The sequence below is a fragment of the Mesorhizobium sp. 2RAF21 genome, assembly GCF_052115345.1.
Classification (GTDB): domain Bacteria; phylum Pseudomonadota; class Alphaproteobacteria; order Rhizobiales; family Rhizobiaceae; genus Mesorhizobium; species Mesorhizobium terrae.
Genome location: NZ_JBFRGM010000019.1, coordinates 82867 through 102156, shown reverse-complemented (window position 1 = coordinate 102156; position 19290 = coordinate 82867). Strand labels below are relative to the sequence as shown.

Sequence of the window (19290 nt, the reverse complement as noted above, 5' to 3'; positions counted from 1 at the left end):
CGACCACTTTTGATCATGAAAGTTCGCTTCCGCGTTGCGCCCGCCGCCGCCAGCCGGCGGCTCATCCGAGCTATTCGGCTCGATGCTCTTCGTCGACGCCCAGGCCTCGATTAGTGTGCCGTCGACCGAGAAGTGATCGCAGGATAGAAGCTGGACGCTTCGATCAACATTTTGATTTAAGCGTTACGAGGCACTTCGGCATCCGAGCGCTGTTATGGCGCGCCGCACCGGGTGATGATGAGAACTACTTCTACGCAATAACCCTCTAACCCCCTCCTAAATGTAGTAACCGCTGGCTCCGGGCATAAAGACGTCGTGCGGATCGGTGCCCTAGCTCGGCGCAACTATGATTGCGCCTAGCCTCACTCTTGCGCATAATCTTGATTCTTGGGCCCATCCACGTCATTCTTGCGTCTAGATTCTACGCGCAGGAAGGGCCGCTTTGGCAAACCATGTCCCAGAGATAGCTCCGGCAGCAATCGAAGACGCCATGCGGCGCAGCCCCAATGGTCTGTTGGCGCCGGAGATTCTGCGCGCTCTGGAAACCCCCGTCCCGCCGCGCACTCTCCAATATCGCCTCAAACACCTCGTCACCCGGAATCGCCTAATCATGGACGGCGAAGGCCGGTGGGTGCGACACCGGATCCCCGATACGGCGATCGACGCGCCGTCGCGGGAAGACGCCGACGAACCTTTCATTCCGCTCTCTGAAGCAGGGACAGCGATCCGCGACTACGTCCGTCAGGCATTGGAGGCTCGCAAGCCGGTCAGCTACGATCGCAAATTCCCCGACCGCTCTCAGCGACGCCAAAAGAGGTTAAACCATCAAGTCAATAGGAGTTTCGCACACCGTGGGACAGGCCCGTGATTCGATGTCGGGCGCGAGTTAATGCGCTTGAGGTGTCCCGGCGGTTCTCGCGTCATGCTTTGGTAATCTTCGCATTCCTCCATTCGGCGGAGGTAGGGGTTAGGTAATGGAGGATGAGTTTGCCGCCGCGCTTGAGGCGTGCGCGACGATCGATGCGGTCAAAGCCTTGTTTAAGCGGCGCATCGCAGCCCACGGCTATACCGCCAGCGCATGCGGCGCTTTCCTCCCGGCCGACAAGGGCCCGGAGCCGCATTTCTTCTTCCAGGACTGGCCGCCGGACTGGCTCGAACTCTATGTCAACCGCAATTTCGTCGCCGCCGACTATGGGGTCGCCGAGGCGCGACGGCGCATCGCGCCATTCACCTGGCGGGAAGCGAAAGCCGAGCGCACCCTGTCGCGCGCCGAACAGGACATTTGGGATACGGTCGTCGAATGGGGCTGGACGGACGGGCTGTCGGTGCCGATCCACGGCCCGGGCGGTTATTTCGCGATCGTCACCATGGCTGGCAAGGAGCAACCCATGCCGCCCGCGCTGCGCGGCAAACTGCAACAGCTTGCTTTCCTGACGCATGAACGCTGCCGCGCTTTGACTGGTCTTGCGCCAGTGACCGATCCGCAGGCGACGCTCACCCATCGGGAGCTGGAATGCCTGCGCTGGGTGGCGGCCGGCAAAACGGATTTGCAGATCGCCCGCCTGCTCGGCGTATCGCAGACCACAGCGAGGACTCATATCGATCAGGCCCGCCGCAAGCTGGGCGCTAGGACGCGCTCGCAGGCGGTCGCGCGCCTGGTGCTAAGCGGACTGTCGTAATCCGCGAGGGAACGGGCGGGGATGTTTTTTGTCACTCCTCCTCGTGTTCGAGGAGAGACGCGGCGCTGAAAACCCGCGACTTTGAGCCGAGATTGTTTGCGAGTTTGATTTTTGGGAGCGTGCGTTGCGAAACATCGAGGAGGGCGAAGACTGTCCGGATCTAGTGGGAAAGCAGAGACGCTCGGGCCATGCGGGCGCCCGACGCCGTCCTGCTGGCAGCGTCGGCGCTCTGTTCGATGGCGGCGCTCGCTGACCCGCTGGCGGCTTCGGTCGCGAGAGCATGCCGCGCTCGCTTTGGCGCCTCGACGAGCCACGCCGGACAAGTCGGGCTCAGGATCGCTTTTTGAGGAGGGAGCACATTATGCGCATCGTTCTGAGGCAGGCGGAGAAGCCTGACTGGTCTCAGGATGCTAGCGGCTTTTCCTCGGCTTTCGAGGTCGGCGCATCGCTTGAACTCGCGGGCGTTGCGGACAAGTTCACCGTCGCCAAGTGGACGATCGTCGTCGACGCCGACGGTGATGCGCGACTCGAAGTAACCCTGAAGAGCACCCGCCGCTGGTTCACGTGGCTCGACGAGCGCGCCAGGACCAAGGATATTCTGTATCCGCTGGCGGGCTTCGCGATGTTCGCCGTCTTGATTTTGCCTTGCGCCGCACCGTTCTGGTTTTTCTCGCTAAACGCTGAATTGCGTATCGCATGGGGCGGCTATCTGATCGCCCATGCACTTTGGCCCATCATCATCGGCGTTATTCTGGCGGTGCAGATCGTCGCCGGCAGGGCCGAACGCCATGTCGGAAAAGCCCTTGGTTTTGGCATTAGCATGGCCGGCGTGCCGCTCGGCGTTGCCATCGCCCTTCTCTGGCGCTGGCTTTTCCTACCCGACACCGAGCCGGAATGGCCCGCCGGCTATGCGCGCCTGGCGCGTTCGTTCTGGGAGAGCACCGGCGCGATGTCCGCCGTCGCGCTGGCCTATGCGCCGCTTGCGACGGCCTTGATCAAATGGGATTGGGTGGCGGTGCTGACGTCCCTCTTGACCCGGAAGAAAGCCGCCTGATCCGTTCGCCTGTATGGCTGAGGCGCGCAGGCGACGCGCGAGGGGGCGAAACGTCGATCAACGCACGGATTTTTGCGCTCGCCTCCTCGTTTTCGAGGAGAGACATCCCTCTCGAAAATCGCGATTTTGATCCTCGTTTTATGGATTTGATTCCAGGGGGTGTAAATGTCGGCAAGGAGGGGGCGGGTAAACGGCCGTAAATGCCGATTGCTGAAGAACCGCCGACGACCGCGACCACATCATCATCCCTTAGTTACCGTAGTCGACTGCGCGTCTGTCGCCTTGGGTGACGTGCGTTGTTTCATGATCAAAGGGCGAGGCGATGGCTACCTGTTATTATTGTAATGGCTCCGCGCGCTGCGCCGGGTGCAGCGGATCCGGGGTTCAAGCCGACGGGCGTGTGTGCAACCTATGCGGCGGCAATGGCCGATGCCAGCATTGCACGAACGGCGTGATGCGCGCTGGAGAACGCGCGGTCGCCCCCAAGGGCGCAACCTGTGATCCTGCGCGGGCGGGCGCCATGCTGGCAGGCGCATCCTTGCTAGCGCTGAGCGCGCCACCATCCTCGGCGGATTGCTCTGGATGGCCGACAAGCTCCAAAGCGATGTGGGCAAACGGTCGCGGGCGCTCCGGCCCGCGAAGGGGAAGCAGGCGTTCTGGAATGATTGAGAGCGCGCCGCCTTTAAGTAGAGGTGATAATATTTTCAGGAGTATCGCCGCGCGCTTGGTGCATCGTCTAGAAAACGTACGGTTGTCTACGAGTTGGCGGAAACAGCCAAACTTCCAAAGCTCGATCCGGTATCTAGCGAGAACAACTGGTTGCACGATCACACGGGTAAGCCAAGGCTCATGTCACGTATCAAGTGTCGGTAGTGTCCCCCGAATTTTCCGCTCTTGGCAGTGGGGATCGCTTGCATTTGCCGAGAGCGAATCGCAGCTTTGGACGCTGAGGAAGCGCTCTGCCTCATATTTCAATACCAGGACGAATATGAAGGTTCCAGCAGATATTTCTTTCGAGACAATCCGACGGTTATTGGTCGCGACCATTGAGCGCGGGCGGCTGCTCTCGATCACCCTTCTGAACGGCATTTTTCGCTGTGCGCCGAGCACTTTGTTCCGTCGAGGCTTTTTGATCAGTACCGCACTATGCGGCGCGGCTTTGGGCGCGGACCCTGCGCGAGCAGCGAATTTTACGATCACGAACACAMACGACTCTGGCGCCGGATCGCTGCGTCAGGCGATCATCGACAGCAATGCAACGCCCGGCAGCAATACCATTGTGCTTCAGGCGGGTCTGATCGGGAATATTGCGCTCGCAAGCCCCCTGCCTGCGATCGTCGTTCCAGTCTCCATCAATCTGAAGAACAGCGCTCTCGACGGGATTGCGATTGGCGGAAATTTCGGTCTCAGTGTCGCAACGACAGGCGCCGTCACGCTCAGCAACGTTACAGGAGACTATCTCGGCAATACGACCGTTACGTCAGGGACAGTGAATTTCGGCGGGCTCGTTTCGGGCGATCCCTTGGTTGCGCCAAGGTCGTTGCTAGTGACCAATCCTGGCACCACCGTCAACATTGCGGCTGGAGGCGCGAGCGTCGCGAATCTGTCGGGTGCGGGTACTATCGTGAACCATGCTAATCCGTCCACGTCTTTTACTCTCTTTGGCGGCGATAGCGCGCCGCGAACGTTCGCCGGCACGATCTCAGGGTCGGGCAACTTTGTAATGCTCGGTGGAGGCCAAAATCTAACACTCAGCGGGGCGACGACGTATACGGGGGGTACCTTCTTATATGGGGCATCAGGGGGGCCCTCATTCACGCTCATGCTGCAGACGGGCGCCGCCAACGTGCTGTCGCCTAATTCGCGCTTTACACTGAATGGAGACACCACGTTGAAGCTCAACGGCTTCAACCAGACGATCGCCTCGCTCGACAGTTTCACGTCCTTCGCATTCCTCCCTGGGGCGCTTCCGACCATAGATCTCGGCGCAGGTACGCTCACGATCGGCGGCGATAACCAGAATGGCACTTATTTCGGTTCGATCATCGGGACCGGCGGACTGACCAAGACCGGGAGCGGGACTCTGACGCTACAAACCTCAGGGAGTGGTTTCAGTTCCACGATCAACTATAGTGGCGCGACGCTGGTTTCCGCCGGCGTGTTGCAGGCCGCGAATGCGAACGCCTTCTCGGCTAATTCTGCCCATACGGTGAATGGCGCTGCAACGCTCGATCTCAATAATTTCAACCAGGCCATCGGTTCGCTCGCTGGCGCCGGCAATGTCACGTTAGGCGCCGGCACTCTGACGACAGGAGCCGATAACACCTCGACCACGTTATCGGGTACCATCGGCGGCTCCGGCAGCATGACCAAGGTGGGGACGGGCGTTTTCCGTCTGACCGGGACCAATCTTTACACTGGCGCTACGACGATCAACGCTGGCACTCTCGTGGTCGATGGCTCCATCGCCACTTCGGCGCTGACCACGGTCAGTTCGGGCGGCATACTTGCCGGTAGCGGCACCGTCGGCTCGACCACGGTGAACGCCGGCGGTACGATCGCGCCGGGCAACTCGATTGGCACACTCAACGTCACCGGGAATGTCACATTCGCGCCTGGCTCGATTTACGAGGTTGAAGCCAACGCAGCAGGTCAAGCGGACAAGATCCTCGCCACGGGCACAGCAATGATCCAGGGCGGGACAGTCAAGGTGCTGGCCAGCGCCGGAAACTATGCGCCGGCGACCACCTACACCATCCTCACCGCCACTGGTGGGCGCAATGGCAACTTTGCCGGCGCCACCTCGAACTTCGCCTTCCTGACGCCGGTCCTCACTTACGATCCGAGCAATGTTTATCTGACGTTGAACCGCAACAGCACCGACTTCGCCACGATCGGCGGCACGCGCAATCAGCGTGCCGCGGGCGGTGGGGTAGAATCGCTGGGTTGGGGCCATCCGATCTATGCGGCCGTCCTGCAACTCGACGCGCCTACCGCCCGCCGCGCCTTCGATGCGGTTTCGGGCGAGATCTATGCCAGCGCCAAGACGGCGCTGATCGAGGACAGCCGCTTCGTGCGTGATGCCGCGACCGACCGCATCCGCTCGGCCTTCGCGGATGTTGCCGCATCCTCTCTACCGGTGATGGCCTATGGTCCCGGCGGCCCACAGGCTGTCGCCCCCACCGGCGACCGCCTGGCCGTCTGGGGCAAGGGCTTTGGCTCCTGGGGCCACACCAGCAGCGACGGCAATGCCGCACGCCTCGAGCGCTCGACCGGCGGTTTCCTGATCGGCGCCGACACACCGGTGTTCGAGACCTGGCGGCTCGGCCTCATCGCCGGCTATAGCCGCACCAGCTTCAATGTTCGGGACCGCCAGTCTTCCGGATCGAGCGACAACTATCACCTTGGCCTTTATGGCGGCACGCAATGGGGGGCTCTTGGTTTGCGCACCGGCCTTACCTACACATGGCACGATATCTCGACCAGCCGCTCCGCCATCTTCCCCGGCTTCGCGGATAGCCTGAAGGGCAAATACGATGCCGGCACCTTCCAGGCCTTCGGCGATCTCGGCTACCGCATCGACACGCCTGTCGCTTCGTTCGAACCCTTCGCTAATCTGGCTTATGTAAACCTCAACAACGGCGGCTTTGCCGAACAGGGCGGCGTGGCGGGGCTCCGCGCCAACGGCCAGACCATGGATACGACGTTCACCACGCTTGGCCTCAGGGCCTCGACTGGCTTTGCTCTCGCCGACATCAACCTGACCGCGCGCGGCTCGCTCGGCTGGCGGCACGCCTTCGGCGACACCACGCCTCTGTCAATGCAAGCCTTCTCCGCTGGCAACCCCTTCACGGTCGCCGGTGTGCCGATCGCAAGAGATGCCGCAATCATCGAGACTGGGCTTGATCTCAACCTTACACCCGCCGCGACCCTCGGCATATCCTACAGCGGCCAGTTCGCCCCCAGCGCCAGTGATCAATCGGTTCGCGCCAATCTCAGCGTGAGGTTCTGACCGATCATACAGCGAGGACGATTGCGGCCTTGAGGAACACAATCGATTGCGTCAAGAAACAGCGAAGTCGCCAGTTCACCAGCGCATCGTCCAATCCCGCCGCGATAGGTCGGGCTCAGGATCGCATTTTGAAGCGCGGCGACGCCATCCGCATCGTTCGCAGCGGGTGAGCATCGAGCGGCGCAGCATTTGTGAAGGCGCCTGCGCGCGATGCTTCGGCAGCGATCGCAACGTTCCGGTTCAAAGGAATAGGTTCAGCGATGGACGATGAATTCGCCGGCGCGCTTGCGGCCTGCGCGACGATCGATGCGGTCAAGGCGTTGTTCAAGCAGCGGATCGCTGTCCATGGCTATACTGCCAGCGCTTGCGGCGCCTTCCTGCCGACTGATATGGGACCGGAGACGCATTTCTTCTTCCAGGACTGGCCGCCTGACTGGATCGAGCTCTATGTTAGGCGCAATTTCCTCGCCGCCGATTACACCGTAGCCGAAGCCAGACGGCGCATCGCGCCCTTTACCTGGCTAGAGGCGAAGGCCGTGCGCACCTTGTCGCGCGCCGAACAGGATATTTGGGACACCGCTGGCGAATGGGGCTGGACGGACGGGCTGTCGGTTCCGATCCACGGACCGGGCGGCTATTTCGGGCTCGTCGCCATGGCGGGCAAGGAGCGACCCATGCCGCCCGCCCTGCGCGGCGAATTGCACCAGCTTGCCTTCCTCACGCATGAGCGATGCCGCGCCTTGACCAGACTAGCGCCGGTCATCAATCCGCGGGCTGCGCTCACCCATCGCGAATTGGAATGCATCCGATGGGTGGCGGCTGGAAAGACCGATTGGGAGATCGCCGATCTGCTCGGCGTGTCCCAGACCACGGTGAGGACCCATATCGATCAGGCCCGCCGTAAGTTCGGCGCCAGGACGCGCGCGCAGACCGTCGCTCGTCTGGTGCTGGAGGGACTTTCGTAACTTGTGACTGGAACAGCAACCGTCGCGGTGCTTCTTGCTGCATCTGGAAATGCGGTGATCAGGACATCCGTGTTCACGACTTTCAGGCTTTGCACTTCCTGCTCGATGTCTCTCGCCCGGCTCCCGCTGGCGCTCACGCCGGGCAGCGGGCTTAGGGCCAGCCCTCGGCGCACTTCGGAGTGGGCTTCCGCCCAGCTTCGGTCGCTGCGCTCCCTGCAGCCGGTTCCCCGCGAAGCCACCCCTCCGTTTGCACACCCGGTCTCGGCGACGGCCAGGGTTGCAGCGCAGCGCTGCGCTCCAACCCAAGCCCATAGGAGAAAGACCATGACCACCAACGCAAACACCGCTCCCGTCATCGACAATGGCGCGACGGTTTTCATCCCACTCAACAAGCTCAAGAAGCACCCGAAGAACGCCCGCAAGACCCCGCATAGCGAAGCGTCCATCGAGGCGAAGGCCGCGAGCATCGCCGCCAAGGGCATCCTGCAAAATCTGGTGGTGGAGCCCGAGCGTGACGCAGAGGGCGAGCCGACCGGCTTCTATCTCGTCACCATCGGTGAAGGCCGCAGGCTGGCGCAGTTGCTGCGCGTGAAGCGCAAGGAGATCAAGAAGACCGAACCAATCCGCTGCGTGATCGACACAGTAAACGATCCGGCCGAGATCAGCCTTGACGAAAACGTGTCGCGTGAAGACCTCTCGCCTGCGGATCAGTTCGAACGATTCCGCGAGCTTGCGGACAATCGCGGATGGGGCGCGGAGGAAATCGCCGCGCGCTTCGGCGTCACGGCGCATGTGGTGAAGCAGCGGCTTCGTCTCGGCGCGGTCAGCCCCAAGCTGATGCAGGTCTATCGCGACGGCGATTTGACCTTGGACCAGTTGATGGCCTTCGCGATTACCGAGGATCACGCACGGCAGGAGCAGGTTTACGAGAACCTGTCCCATAACCGCGAGCCGTGGATCATCCGCCGCGACCTCACCAAGACCAACGTCGCGGCAACGGATCGGCGCGCGATTTTTGTCGGTGCGCAAGCCTATGCCGAGGCAGGCGGCAACATCATCCGCGACCTGTTCACCGAGGATCGCGGCGGCTTCTACGAAGACGCCGCGCTGCTGGACCGGCTTGTCATCGACAAGCTGGAGCGGATCGCATCGCAGGTGCAGGAGGCGGAAGGCTGGAAGTGGGTTTCGGTCCATATCGATTATCCCCACGCTCACGGCCTGCGCCGCACCTATCCGCAGCCGGTGCAGCTTTCCGAGGATGACGCTGCCGCCTACGACGGCGCACAGAAGGAATATGATCGGCTGTCGTCGGAATATGAGAGCGCCGAAGAACTTCCTGACGATGTCGATCAGAAGTTCGGAGAGCTTGAGGCCGAGATCGAGCGCATCGACGCCCTGCGCCATGTCTATGACGCGCAAGAGATCGCGCGCAGCGGCGTCTTCGTCGTGCTCTCCCATGACGGAGAAACCCGCATCGAACGCGGCTTCATCCGTGCCGAGGACGAGAAGCCGGAGGAAGTCGACACCAGCGAAACCGTCAATGACGGCGTTCGCGTCAGCGGCGATGGCGAGATCATCGAGGACAGCGGACACGACGAGGGCGGGAACCTTGGTTCCGACCTTGAGCCGGAAGACGAGGAAGCGGAGGAAGACGGCAAGCCGCTCTCCGATCTGCTCATCCGCGACCTCACCGCTCACCGGACGCTTGGCCTTCGCCTCGCGCTTGGCGAGCAGCCGGACATGGCCCTGCTCGCCGTCACCCATGCGCTCGCCGCGCAGACCTTCTATCGCGGCGTGGACGCCACCTGCCTCGAAATCCGCCCGACCTCCGCGCATCTTGGCGGACACGCGGACGGCATCGAGGATACGGCAGCGGGCAAGGCGCTGGCGGATCGTCATGCGGCATGGGCGGCGGATATGCCGCGCGACGTGGCGGAGTTGTGGGGCTTCATTGCCTCGCTCGACCATGCCAGCGTCATGGCGCTGTTCGCGCATTGCGCCGCACTCACCGTCAACGCGGTGAAGCAGCCATGGGAGCGCAAGCCATGCGCCCATGAGACGGCGGACAGTCTGGCGACGGCGGTAGCCCTCGACATGACGGCGCATTGGACGCCCACGGTGCGGACCTATCTCGGTCGCGTCACCAAGGCGCATATCCTCGCCGCCGTGCGCGAAGCGGTCAGCAACGAGGCGGCGGACCGCATCGCCGCCATGAAGAAGCAGCCGATGGCGGAAGCTGCCGAGCAGCTCCTTGCCGCAACGGGCTGGCTTCCGCCGCTGATGCGGACCGTGCAGCCCGCATGGTTGACGGACGAGCAGCCGGACGCGCCGCGCGCTGACGCCGAGGACGCTCACGAAGCCAGCGAGCCCGAAGCCTTCGCCGTTGCGGCGGAGTGACGACCGGCCGGGATCGCGTCAGCGGTTCCGGCCTTCCTGCCTCTCGACTTCCAAAAAAAATGTGGTCGCGCGGGGATTGCCCCGCGCGACCGACCGATGACCGCCCGGCCATCGGCATCAGGAGGATGTTGCGATGATCACGCTTATGGTGATGGCGGTCGTGCTGATCGTCGGCCTCTGTGTTCTGGCCTACACGCTCGCCGTCTATGCGTTGCCCTTCCTGCTCACGGTGGAAGCGGCGCGTCTGGCCTACGCCTCCGGCTCCGGCCTGATCGGCGCGGGACTGGTCGGACTTGTGGCCGCTGTCGCCGCCTATGGGCTGCTGGTCGTGCTGTTCATCACGGTGCGCCCGCGGATCCTGCGCCTTGCGGTGGCGCTCGTCGTCGCCGCGCCTGTTGTAGCCCCCAAAAGCCCGGACATTTCTCACGGTGCTGCTTGGGCCGCGATGAACTCGCGGGGTGAACGATATCCGAGCGCCCGATGCGGGTGAAGCTCGTTGTAGTGGTCGAACCATTCCGGCAGGGCGAGCATGACGGTTTTGGCATCCGGGATGGGATTCACCGCGACGTAATCGCGCTTGAAGGTGCGCACGAAGGCTTCGGCCATGCCGTTGCTCTGCGGGCTCTGGACCGGGGTGGTGAGCGGTTCCAGACCGATCTCGCGGGCAAAGCGCCGGGTCGGACCTGCGATGAAGCAGGAGCCGTTATCGGTCAGCCATTCGATGGTCTGCGGCAAGCGGTTGACCTTGCCGAAGCGGTGCTCGACGGCGGTGACCATGAGGTCGCACACATCCTCGCCTTTGATGCCCTCGGTGGTGGCGATATGGCCCATGGCTTCCCGGTCGCAGCAATCGAGCGCGAAGGCGACGCGAACCTTTTCGCCGTTGTCGCAGCCGATCTCGAAGCCGTCGGAGCACCAGCGCAAATTGGAGCGCGCGACAGCGATGCGGCCGTCGTGACGGCGTTCGACCCCGCCAGCATGGCGTTCGAGCAGAAGGCCGTTGACCTTCATCACCCGGTAGACCCGCTTGCGGTTGGCGGGCGCACGGCCCTCGGCCAGGGCCTTGCGGCGCAACCTGGCCCAGATGCGGGCATAGCCGTAGCTCGGCATGTCGTCGATGACTGCCTCGATTTCGGCCAGCAGCGCCTCTTCCGGCAGGGGCGGACGGCCTCTGCGCTGGGGAGAGCGCCCGGCCGTCCGCTGCGCCAGCCGCGCGGCGAGATGCGAACGGGCCACGTCCAGCGTCGCGGCGACGGCGTTCATGGCAAACCGTCCTTGGGCAGCGACAGCGACCGCAATCTCCGTTTTTTTATATCCTCCGCCAGGTCCAGAGCGTCTTTTAGGATTTCCACCTCAAGGGTCTTCTTGCCCAGGAGCCGCTGTAATTCTCGGATTTGCTCCTGCTGCGCCCGGAAGGCGGAGGCCGGGACCACTTCCTCCTCGGCCGCCGTCGCGGTCAGCGCCCCTTGCTCGGCAAGCCGCCGCCACGTGAAAAGCTGGTTCGGCGACACGCCGCACCGGCGGGCGACAAGGCTGACCGTGACGCCCGCCTCGCGCGTCTGCGCGACGATCTCCAACTTCTCCGCAACCGACCACCGGCGGCGGCGCTCAGGCCCGGTCAGGACCTCAATCTTCGGATAAGAACCAGTCATAGCCACGACATTACTCCCAACCCTTATTTTAAGGGTGAGACCTGTCCGGGGAATTCGGGGGCCGTTTCAGCGCCCGCCGCCGTCGCTGGCTATGCGCTGGTCCACGGCATCACGCGCGAGGCCGTGCCGTCCGAGGTCTGGCGGCAAATCTTCTGCATCCTTGGCGGCGGCTTCGTTGGCGTGTCGGCGCTGGTGCGGCTTCTCGGAACTGTGCAATCGATCGATCAAAGCGCGTGAACTGCATGGCAACTGGCTCTATTGTCTTCGCGCTCCAACTATTTTCGAAATCCATAGAGAGATGCCGTGTTCAAGAGTGCGCTCAACCTGACTGATCCCGATCCCTATTTTGCCGGAACCGCAGGATTTGTAGGGAGCACGCTTCTGGACCTGCACAAGGACATGTGCGCGTTCGAGCTTCCGGAGGCCGTGCCCGAAAGCGTGCGACGGGCGCACAATGCGGTTCGACACGTCTATGTCTACGCCTATTTCTCCTATGATCTTCTGACCTTGGCAGCCAGCCAGACATTTCCCTGTTTGGAATTGGCCCTGCGAGAGCGCATCGGGCATCAATTTGCCGGCAGGGTCGATAAGAGCGGAAAGCCGCGTCCGGCGATGCTCGACGAACTGCTGCGGGTGGCCAAGGAACAGAACCTGATCCTTTCGAAGATCGAGCATCTGAGCCGAATGCGCAATATGTTTGCCCATGGCAGCGACACCGTTCTCAATCCACCGTTGTTTCTGATCCCGTTTGAGATCGTCACGAATATCATTCGAGAACTCTACACCCCTTGATAGCCGAGAACCTTCGACAGTCCCTTTGTCTCGGATGACGTCGCCCTTCGGGCCGCGTTCTTGGCTGCGCCGGAACCACGCCCATGGCGCGTTTCCGCCATTCGGCTTCGACCGCTAACGCAAAGAGGCGCTACGCCATTTCTCCGAAGCCCCGCAGGGGCGGCGCATCTCGCGTTTCGCCTTTGCATCACCGTGCAACGGGCTCATGCGTTGGGCCGTTTCCTCATCGTACTCGACAATGCGGGTTGAGCCGCATGGGAATGTCGGATCATTCAGCAGACAGCAGAAGCGCTCGGCATCAGGCGGGTGGCTCCCTTCCAGATTCGCCAATCATGGCGCCGCCGGCGGCGAGCGAAGATCGGAAGGGCGCGCGCGGTCTCGCCTCGGCAGAGATCGTCTCCTTGCATTGGCATCGAGGATCAGGGTGACGATGACGCGTCTCGATTCAGCCGCGCCGTGTCTGGGGCATGCACCGGCGTCGCCGTTGCCGTGTTCTTCCCGATTTTCCTGTCAGCCGCCCCTAAAGGCGTCCTCGATTGGTTTGGGTCTGACCGAGGACCGGCGACGCTGAAGCATCGCCTCGATCGTCTTCCCGCAACGGCCGTCACCAGCTTTTTTCCGCCGCGCGTGAGCGCGCTTTGCATCGCCAGGCAAAAAAGCCGTCTCCGGCCGTCTTCCACTTCGTTCCGCCCTCCGGGTGCAGGGCCGATCGTCCCCGGTCGCACGACCCGCATCGAGGACGCGATAGGCGCGGCCCGATCGAAAAAGGAACACGACAATGGCGACCATCGGCACCTTCACGAAGAACGACAACGGCACAGCCGGCTTCACCGGTTCGGTCAAGACCCTGACCCTCAACGTCAAGGCCAAGTTCGTCCCCACCGAGGGCGAGAGCGAGCGCGGCCCCGACTTCCGCATCATCGCCGGCAACAGCGTCGAGTTCGGCGCAGCCTGGAAGAAGACTGCCCGCGAGACGCAGCGCGAATATCTCTCGGTCAAGCTGGACGATCCGAGCTTCCCGGCGCCGATCTACGCCAGCCTGGTCGAGACCGAGGACGGCGAAGGCCACAGCCTCATCTGGTCCCGCCGCAGCGGCGACTGAGGCCGGAACCCCAAGAAGCCCCGCTCACCCGAGCGGGGCTTCGTCATGCTCATGGCCGCACGCCTTTCAGGAAATACCGTGATCAGGATGTCCGTGTTCACGGCTTTCAGGCTTGCACATCCTGATCGATGTCTCTCGCCCGGCTCCCGCTGGCGCTCACGCCAGGCCGCGTGCTTAGGGCCAGCCCTCGGCGCACTTCGGAGTGAGCTTCCGCCCAGCTTCGGTCGCTGCGCTCCAACCCAAGCCCATAGGAGAAAGACCATGTATCACCAGCTTGCAACCCGTTTCGGCCGCAACGCGCACCAGATCAGCGGGCGCGAGCCGCTCGATAACGAGGCGCTTTACCGCCACGTCCCATCGATCTTCGCGCGCGAGGCGCATGACAGCCGTTCGGAACGCTATATCTATGTTCCCACCATCGACATCGTGGAGGGATTGCGCCGCGAAGGATGGTTTCCGTTCTTCGCCGTCCAGTCCGTGCCACGCGACGGGAGCCGGCACGGCCACGCCAAGCACATGCTGCGCCTGCGCCGCGATGACGGCATCGGCAAGCCAGAAGCCGCCGAAGTCATCATCGTCAACAGCCATGACGGGACCAGCGCCTATCAGATGTTCGCGGGCATACTAAGATTCGTCTGCGCCAACAGCATGATTGCGGGCGAGCGGTTCGAGGAAGTCCGCGTGCCGCACAAGGGCAATATCCAGCATGACATCATCGAAGGCGTTTACACCGTCGCCGAGGATTTCCCGCGCCTGATCGACGCCAGCGAGACGATGAAGGAAACGCGCCTGTCGCAGGACGAGCAACGCGTCTTTGCTGAGGCGAGCCTTGTTGCCCGTTATGGCGAGGATGAAAGCCCCGTCCGTCCAGACCAGATCATCGCGCCGCGCCGCCGCGAGGATGTCGGGCAAAGCCTCTGGACCACCTTCAACGTCATTCAGGAAAACGTCATTCGTGGTGGATTGCATGGCCGCAAGCGCAACGCCGAGGGGCGCATCCGCCGCAGTCAGACCCGCGCCATCAATGGCATCGACCAGAATGTCAGCCTCAACCGCGCGCTGTGGACGCTGGCTGAGGGAATGCAGCGCTTGAAGACAGCATGAATGCAAAGCCGTAGAGCCGGGTCTCCGGCTCTACGGTTCCGCGTCTTTCAGGATGTCCGTGTCCGGCATTTTTGTGCCGATCCGGCTTTGCGGATCGGCGCGCGGCCGTGCCCGGAACACGGCCGCCGCTCGCCGGGCTTCGCCCGGCTCGCAAAAACATGCAGACAATGTTAAGAAGAAAATAACCAATATTGATCGCCACGCACGATCAACATATCCGCCTATGGCGGCTACAAACACGCTCCCTTGTCGATGAAACTCTCTGTCCGGGTGTTGGCTTGCATGACCCGGTGAATGAGAGGTTACGCTATGCTCAGCATCGATTGGCGCTCGCCGGCAGCGTATCAGCATGCCGAAGGCATTCCCGCCGCCGGCTTCGCCTGGGAATATCTCCGCCGCGATGATGATTATCATCGCGACTTCCAGAAGATTGAGCGTCTCAGGAAACCGGCCGCGCGTTCGCTGGCGGCATTTTCGAAACGCTGGGGGTTACGATTTCCCGTGTGATCCCGACACGCCGTCAGATCAGCAGTCACTGTTCTGGATACCAAGCCTGCAGCCACAAGCCGTTAGTCTCACTATAGTGCCGCAGGCGATCGACGCGGACGCCGTCACGCCGATCGCTCTGACGCAGCTCGACGGCCTTGATCTGCGCCAGTCCGATGACGGCTGGCACGGCGTCTGGCAGGCCGATGGTGTCACGCATCAGTTCTGGCTCGTCCATGCGCCTTCCGAGGTGGCGACGTTCTACGCCGTCATCTTGCCGTTGGACGCGCTTCTCGAACTGCGCGTGCATGCTGCACGACGGTTCTGGCGCGCGCTCAATGGCCGTGCGCCAGGCCCGGACTTCCGGGCGATGCCGGCGCAGCTTCGGCGGTTCCATATCCTCTCGCTGCGGGCGCTCGACGCGCGGCAGCGCGGCGAGAGCTACCGCACCATTGCCAAAGTTCTCCTCGGCTTTCGCGGCACGAAGGAGGATTGGGAAAACGACCCGCGCAAGAACCAGGCCCGCCGCCTTGTGGCCCACGGACTGAGCATGATGAAGGGCGGCTATCGCCTGCTGTTGCACTATCCGATCAAGCTGCGTCGCCGGTAGGCAAACGCCGCCAAATAGCGCGCGCCGCAAGGGGTGCCGCCAGCACCTTGGTGCAAATGCGGCACGCTCCGCGCCGCCGATCCTTCGCCATGGTTCGCCATCGCGCGCTGTCGCCACCGACAGCCGCACGCATGACGAACCAGAGGTGATCTTATGGCCGACCAGAAGGCGGACCTGCCGCCGCGCCTGTTGCGCACGCCCGATGCCGCGCGCTTTCTTGGAATCTCGCTCCGCACGCTGGAGAAGCATCGCACATACGGGACCGGTCCGGTCTATCGCAAGATCGGCGGCCGCGTCGTCTATGCGATCGAAGACCTGCAAGCCTGGTCCGCGATCGGCGCTCGCAAATCGACGCGCGACACGGATGTCGGCCGCGTGTTTCCGGCGCGTCGCCTGACGCCGACCGAGCGGGGCGAACGCTGAATGCCGCGCGACGATGACCATCGCCGCGAGCGTCAGCGCAAAGCCAGCGAGCGGACCAACCTCGATCCTTTCGTGGTGATCGGCGGCGACGCATCGCCCCGCGACCAGCGCGACCTGATGGAGCGGCCGTTCTTTTCGCTGGCGAAGACGCCGCGCACCCGACCGATCTTCTACCAGGCCGCCGATGTCGAGGTGCGGGTGTTCGGCATGCCCGAGCATGGCATGGCCACCATCTGGGACGCCGACGTTCTGATCTGGGCCGCTTCGCAGCTCGTCGAGGCCGCGAACCGCGGGCTCGCGACCTCGCGCTTCTTTCGCTTCACACCCTACCAGCTCCTGCGCGGTATCGGCCGCCCGACCGGCAACCGGCAATATCTGTTGCTGAAGGCCGCGCTGGCGCGCCTGCAATCGACCGTCATCGCCACAACCATCCGCAACGGCGCGCATTGGCGCCGCCGGCAATTCTCCTGGATCAACGAATGGGAGGAGATGACGACGCAGGCCGGCCGCGTTGAGGGCATGGAATTCGTGCTGCCCGAATGGTTCTACAATGGCGTCGTCGACCGCTCGCTGGTGCTTGCCATCGACCCGGCCTATTTCCGGCTGACCGGCGGCATCGAACGCTGGCTGTATCGCGTCGCGCGCAAGCATGCCGGCCGCCAGCACGACGGCTGGCTGTTCGAGATTGCGCATCTTCACGCCAAGTCCGGCAGTCTCGCGCGTGTCTCCGATTTCGCGCTCGACCTGCGCCGCATCGCGGCGCGTCAGCCATTGCCCGGCTACCGGCTTCAGATCGAACGGGATGACCACCGCGAACTGCTGCGCATCTGGCCCGACAAACAATCCACAGTGCCTGTTGAAAACCATGTGAATGGTATCGGTACATCAGGCGCACGCACTATCGGTACATCAGGCGCAAATCGCGCGGCGCACTCTATAGAAGAATCTAACAGAGAATTTAACTCTTCTTCTTTGACGCACGCGCACGCGATCCATGGTGCCGGTGCCACCCGCCGAGGTGCGCCATGATCGTCGCGCTCCTCAACCAAAAAGGCGGTGTCGGCAAGACGACGCTCGCGCTGCATCTCGCCGGTGCATGGGCCAGCAGAGGACACCGTGTCACCCTGATCGACGCCGATCCGCAAGGCTCGGCGCTCGACTGGTCGCAGCAGCGGAGCCGCGAGGGCCTGCCGCGCCTGTTCGGCGTCGTCGCCCTGGCGCGCGACACGCTGCATCGCGAAGCCCCCGAGCTGGCGCGTGACGCCGATCATGTCGTCATCGACGGTCCGCCGCGCATCGCCGGCCTCATGCGCTCGGCGCTGCTCGCCGTCGACCTGGTGCTGATCCCAGTGCAGCCGTCGCCGCTCGACGGCTGGGCCTCGGCCGAGATGCTGGCGCTTCTCAGCGAAGCGCGCATCTACCGGCCGCAGCTCGCAGCCCGTTTCGTGCTCAACCGCTGCGGCGCGCGCACCATCATCGCCCGCGAGACGGCCGAGACGCTGGCCGATCACGATCCCCCCGTGCTCGCCAGCACCATCGGCCAGCGTGTCGTCTTCGCCGACGCTGCGCAGTCCGGCCGGCTCGCTTCCGAGATCGATGATGACAGTCCGGCCGCACGCGAGATCGCCGCGCTTGCCGCCGAGATCGATCGGCTCCGAATCGCGAGGACCGCGCCATGACCGGGCGCGCCGGCAAGCGCGGCTTCGCCTCCCGCCCGGGCGACGCCGAGAGCTGGATCAAGGCTCCCGACGCGCAGTCCCTGCGCGCGGACGCCACTGCCACCTTCACCGCGCGGCTGACGATCGACATCACGCCGGAGCTGCGCGGCCGCATCAAGGTCGCGGCCTTCCGGCGCGGTGAGACCGTCACCGACATGCTGCGCGCGCTGCTCGCGCGCGAATTCCCACCCACCGAGGGAGAGACCTCATGACCGGCAATGCGGCCCGCCGCATGCGCGGCCGTCCGCTGCCGGACGGTTCCGCGCCCTCCACCACCTTGGTCGAGCTGACCTGGAGCCAAAAGAAAATCGAGAACTGGATCAGGTTCGGCCGCAAGAGCTACGAACAGATTCTCGACCGTCGCCGCATCATCGTCGGCTTCGCGCCCGACAGCATCTTCGCCTTCGTCCGCTGGGCCTCCAACGATTTCGGCACGATCATCTCGCGCATCGACATCGTGCGCGCGGTCGGCCGCGGCGAGCCGTTCCAGACGCTGCCTTTCGTGCGGCCCGGCGGCGACATCCTGCTGCGCCTTGATGGCTGGCCCAGGGTTGAGCGCGTGCTGCAGGCGATCGACGCGGTGGAGGCGCTCGGCCTCGATCCGGCGGACGTTGCGCCGGAGCATTGGCGGCATGTCCACAACCGGCTGAGCGTCGGAGAGGCGCCGCGCACCTACACGCCCGGGCAGCATGCGGCCTGGCTTCGCCGCCGCAGGATCGTGCCATGACGCGCGCCGGCCTCATCATCGCGACGGCTCTCGCGACCATGGGCGTCGGTTATCCCGGCCTCACGCCGATGCCGATCAAACTGATCTGGAACGCGTCGGCGAGCGCGCCGATCGGCTTCTACACGATCGACTTCGACGGCCCGTTCGAGGTGACCGATCTCGTTGCCGTCGACGCTCCCGAACCGCTCGCGACCTTCCTCGCCGATCGCGGCTATCTGCCGAAAGGCGTGCCGCTGATGAAGCGCGTGCTGGCGGTGTCCGGACAAACGGTTTGCCGGACCAACCTCACCATCACCGTCGATCGCGTCGAGGTCGGAACGGCGCTCGAACGCGATCGCGCCGGCCGCGATCTGCCGGTCTGGCAGGGCTGCCGTCGCATCCCGACCGGCGAGATCTTCCTCATGAACTGGCAGGTCCGCGACAGCCTCGACGGTCGCTATTTCGGCCCGACCTCCACGGACCATATCATCGGTCGCGCGGTCCCGCTGTGGACCGACGAGGACGGCGACGGCCACTTCATGTGGCGCGCGCCGACACACTGACTTCGCTTTCCCACCCCCAACCGCAGG

Annotated in this window: 20 protein-coding genes and 1 pseudogene; 19 read left to right on the top strand and 2 right to left on the bottom strand. The window is 63.6% G+C overall.

The window, feature by feature from the left end:
• A pseudogene (locus AB4136_RS26275) lies at positions 1–153 on the bottom strand (IS5/IS1182 family transposase); the annotation flags it as partial.
• 289 nt (positions 154–442) lie between these two features.
• On the opposite strand from AB4136_RS26275, the gene AB4136_RS26270 reads away from it, so the two are divergent.
• The 8 genes from AB4136_RS26270 (at position 443) to AB4136_RS26235 (ending at position 10597) form a co-directional block, all read left to right on the top strand.
• A complete protein-coding gene (locus AB4136_RS26270) occupies positions 443–868 on the top strand; it encodes a hypothetical protein (protein ID WP_137900811.1) in 426 nt (141 codons plus the stop codon).
• Positions 869–974: 106 nt separating this feature from the next.
• Positions 975–1679, top strand: a complete 705-nt coding sequence (locus AB4136_RS26265) for a LuxR family transcriptional regulator (protein WP_024925049.1) — start codon at positions 975–977, stop codon at positions 1677–1679.
• 361 nt (positions 1680–2040) lie between these two features.
• Positions 2041–2733 carry a hypothetical protein gene (locus tag AB4136_RS26260; protein WP_024925050.1) on the top strand — a complete coding sequence of 231 codons (693 nt, stop codon included), beginning with the start codon at positions 2041–2043 and terminating at the stop codon, positions 2731–2733.
• A gap of 534 nt (positions 2734–3267) precedes the next feature.
• Positions 3268–3402, top strand: coding sequence for a conjugal transfer protein TraD (locus AB4136_RS26255; protein ID WP_081766922.1), 135 nt, complete (start codon positions 3268–3270; stop codon positions 3400–3402).
• Positions 3403–3721: 319 nt separating this feature from the next.
• A complete protein-coding gene (locus tag AB4136_RS26250; RefSeq protein ID WP_441931762.1) occupies positions 3722–6745 on the top strand; it encodes an autotransporter outer membrane beta-barrel domain-containing protein in 3024 nt (1007 codons plus the stop codon).
• A 260-nt stretch (positions 6746–7005) separates the two neighbouring features.
• Entirely contained in the window at positions 7006–7710 is a 705-nt protein-coding gene (locus AB4136_RS26245; RefSeq protein WP_024925052.1) for a LuxR family transcriptional regulator, read from the top strand.
• Between the two features lie 324 nt (positions 7711–8034).
• On the top strand, positions 8035–10107 hold the full coding sequence (locus AB4136_RS26240) for a ParB/RepB/Spo0J family partition protein (RefSeq protein WP_024925053.1): 2073 nt from the start codon (positions 8035–8037) through the stop codon (positions 10105–10107).
• 133 nt (positions 10108–10240) lie between these two features.
• Complete coding sequence (locus AB4136_RS26235; protein WP_441931760.1) at positions 10241–10597, top strand: hypothetical protein; 357 nt, start codon at positions 10241–10243, stop codon at positions 10595–10597.
• On the opposite strand, the gene AB4136_RS26230 is transcribed toward AB4136_RS26235, so the two are convergent.
• A protein-coding gene (locus tag AB4136_RS26230) for an IS3 family transposase (RefSeq protein WP_137900809.1) occupies positions 10531–11759 on the bottom strand; the annotation gives its coding sequence in 2 pieces (ribosomal slippage) (positions 10531–11429 and positions 11429–11759; 1230 coding nt in all). The two genes, AB4136_RS26235 and AB4136_RS26230, sit on opposite strands and share 67 nt — an antisense overlap.
• A 303-nt stretch (positions 11760–12062) precedes the next feature.
• Here AB4136_RS26230 and AB4136_RS26225 point away from each other — a divergent pair.
• The 11 genes from AB4136_RS26225 to AB4136_RS26175 all read left to right on the top strand — a co-directional run bounded on the left by AB4136_RS26225 (position 12063) and on the right by AB4136_RS26175 (position 19263).
• The gene (locus AB4136_RS26225; protein WP_024925055.1) at positions 12063–12551 is read left to right on the top strand and encodes a hypothetical protein; all 489 of its coding nucleotides are present in this window, start codon (positions 12063–12065) and stop codon (positions 12549–12551) included.
• A 778-nt stretch (positions 12552–13329) separates the two neighbouring features.
• Complete coding sequence (locus AB4136_RS26220) at positions 13330–13653, top strand: DUF736 domain-containing protein (protein WP_024925056.1); 324 nt, start codon at positions 13330–13332, stop codon at positions 13651–13653.
• Between the two features lie 261 nt (positions 13654–13914).
• Positions 13915–14757 (top strand): DUF932 domain-containing protein, encoded by an 843-nt coding sequence (locus AB4136_RS26215; RefSeq protein WP_024925057.1) that lies wholly within the window; start codon positions 13915–13917, stop codon positions 14755–14757.
• A gap of 309 nt (positions 14758–15066) precedes the next feature.
• The gene (locus AB4136_RS26210; RefSeq protein WP_024925058.1) at positions 15067–15264 is read left to right on the top strand and encodes a transcriptional regulator domain-containing protein; all 198 of its coding nucleotides are present in this window, start codon (positions 15067–15069) and stop codon (positions 15262–15264) included.
• The gene (locus AB4136_RS26205) at positions 15188–15853 is read left to right on the top strand and encodes a DUF2285 domain-containing protein (RefSeq protein WP_425349437.1); all 666 of its coding nucleotides are present in this window, start codon (positions 15188–15190) and stop codon (positions 15851–15853) included. Before AB4136_RS26210 ends, AB4136_RS26205 begins: the two co-directional genes overlap by 77 nt.
• A gap of 153 nt (positions 15854–16006) precedes the next feature.
• Positions 16007–16276, top strand: coding sequence for a helix-turn-helix transcriptional regulator (locus AB4136_RS26200; RefSeq protein WP_024925060.1), 270 nt, complete (start codon positions 16007–16009; stop codon positions 16274–16276).
• The gene (locus AB4136_RS26195) at positions 16277–17305 is read left to right on the top strand and encodes a replication initiator protein A (RefSeq protein ID WP_137900808.1); all 1029 of its coding nucleotides are present in this window, start codon (positions 16277–16279) and stop codon (positions 17303–17305) included.
• The gene (gene parA / locus AB4136_RS26190) at positions 17302–17955 is read left to right on the top strand and encodes a ParA family partition ATPase (protein WP_024925062.1); all 654 of its coding nucleotides are present in this window, start codon (positions 17302–17304) and stop codon (positions 17953–17955) included. The genes AB4136_RS26195 and parA overlap by 4 nt, the downstream gene beginning before the upstream one ends.
• The gene (locus AB4136_RS26185; protein WP_024925063.1) at positions 17952–18206 is read left to right on the top strand and encodes a hypothetical protein; all 255 of its coding nucleotides are present in this window, start codon (positions 17952–17954) and stop codon (positions 18204–18206) included. The genes parA and AB4136_RS26185 overlap by 4 nt, the downstream gene beginning before the upstream one ends.
• Entirely contained in the window at positions 18203–18721 is a 519-nt protein-coding gene (locus tag AB4136_RS26180) for a DUF2840 domain-containing protein (protein WP_024925064.1), read from the top strand. The genes AB4136_RS26185 and AB4136_RS26180 overlap by 4 nt, the downstream gene beginning before the upstream one ends.
• Positions 18718–19263: a S26 family signal peptidase gene (locus AB4136_RS26175; protein WP_024925065.1), complete on the top strand. Its 546-nt coding sequence runs from the start codon at positions 18718–18720 to the stop codon at positions 19261–19263. Before AB4136_RS26180 ends, AB4136_RS26175 begins: the two co-directional genes overlap by 4 nt.
• Positions 19264–19290 lie beyond the last annotated feature (27 nt).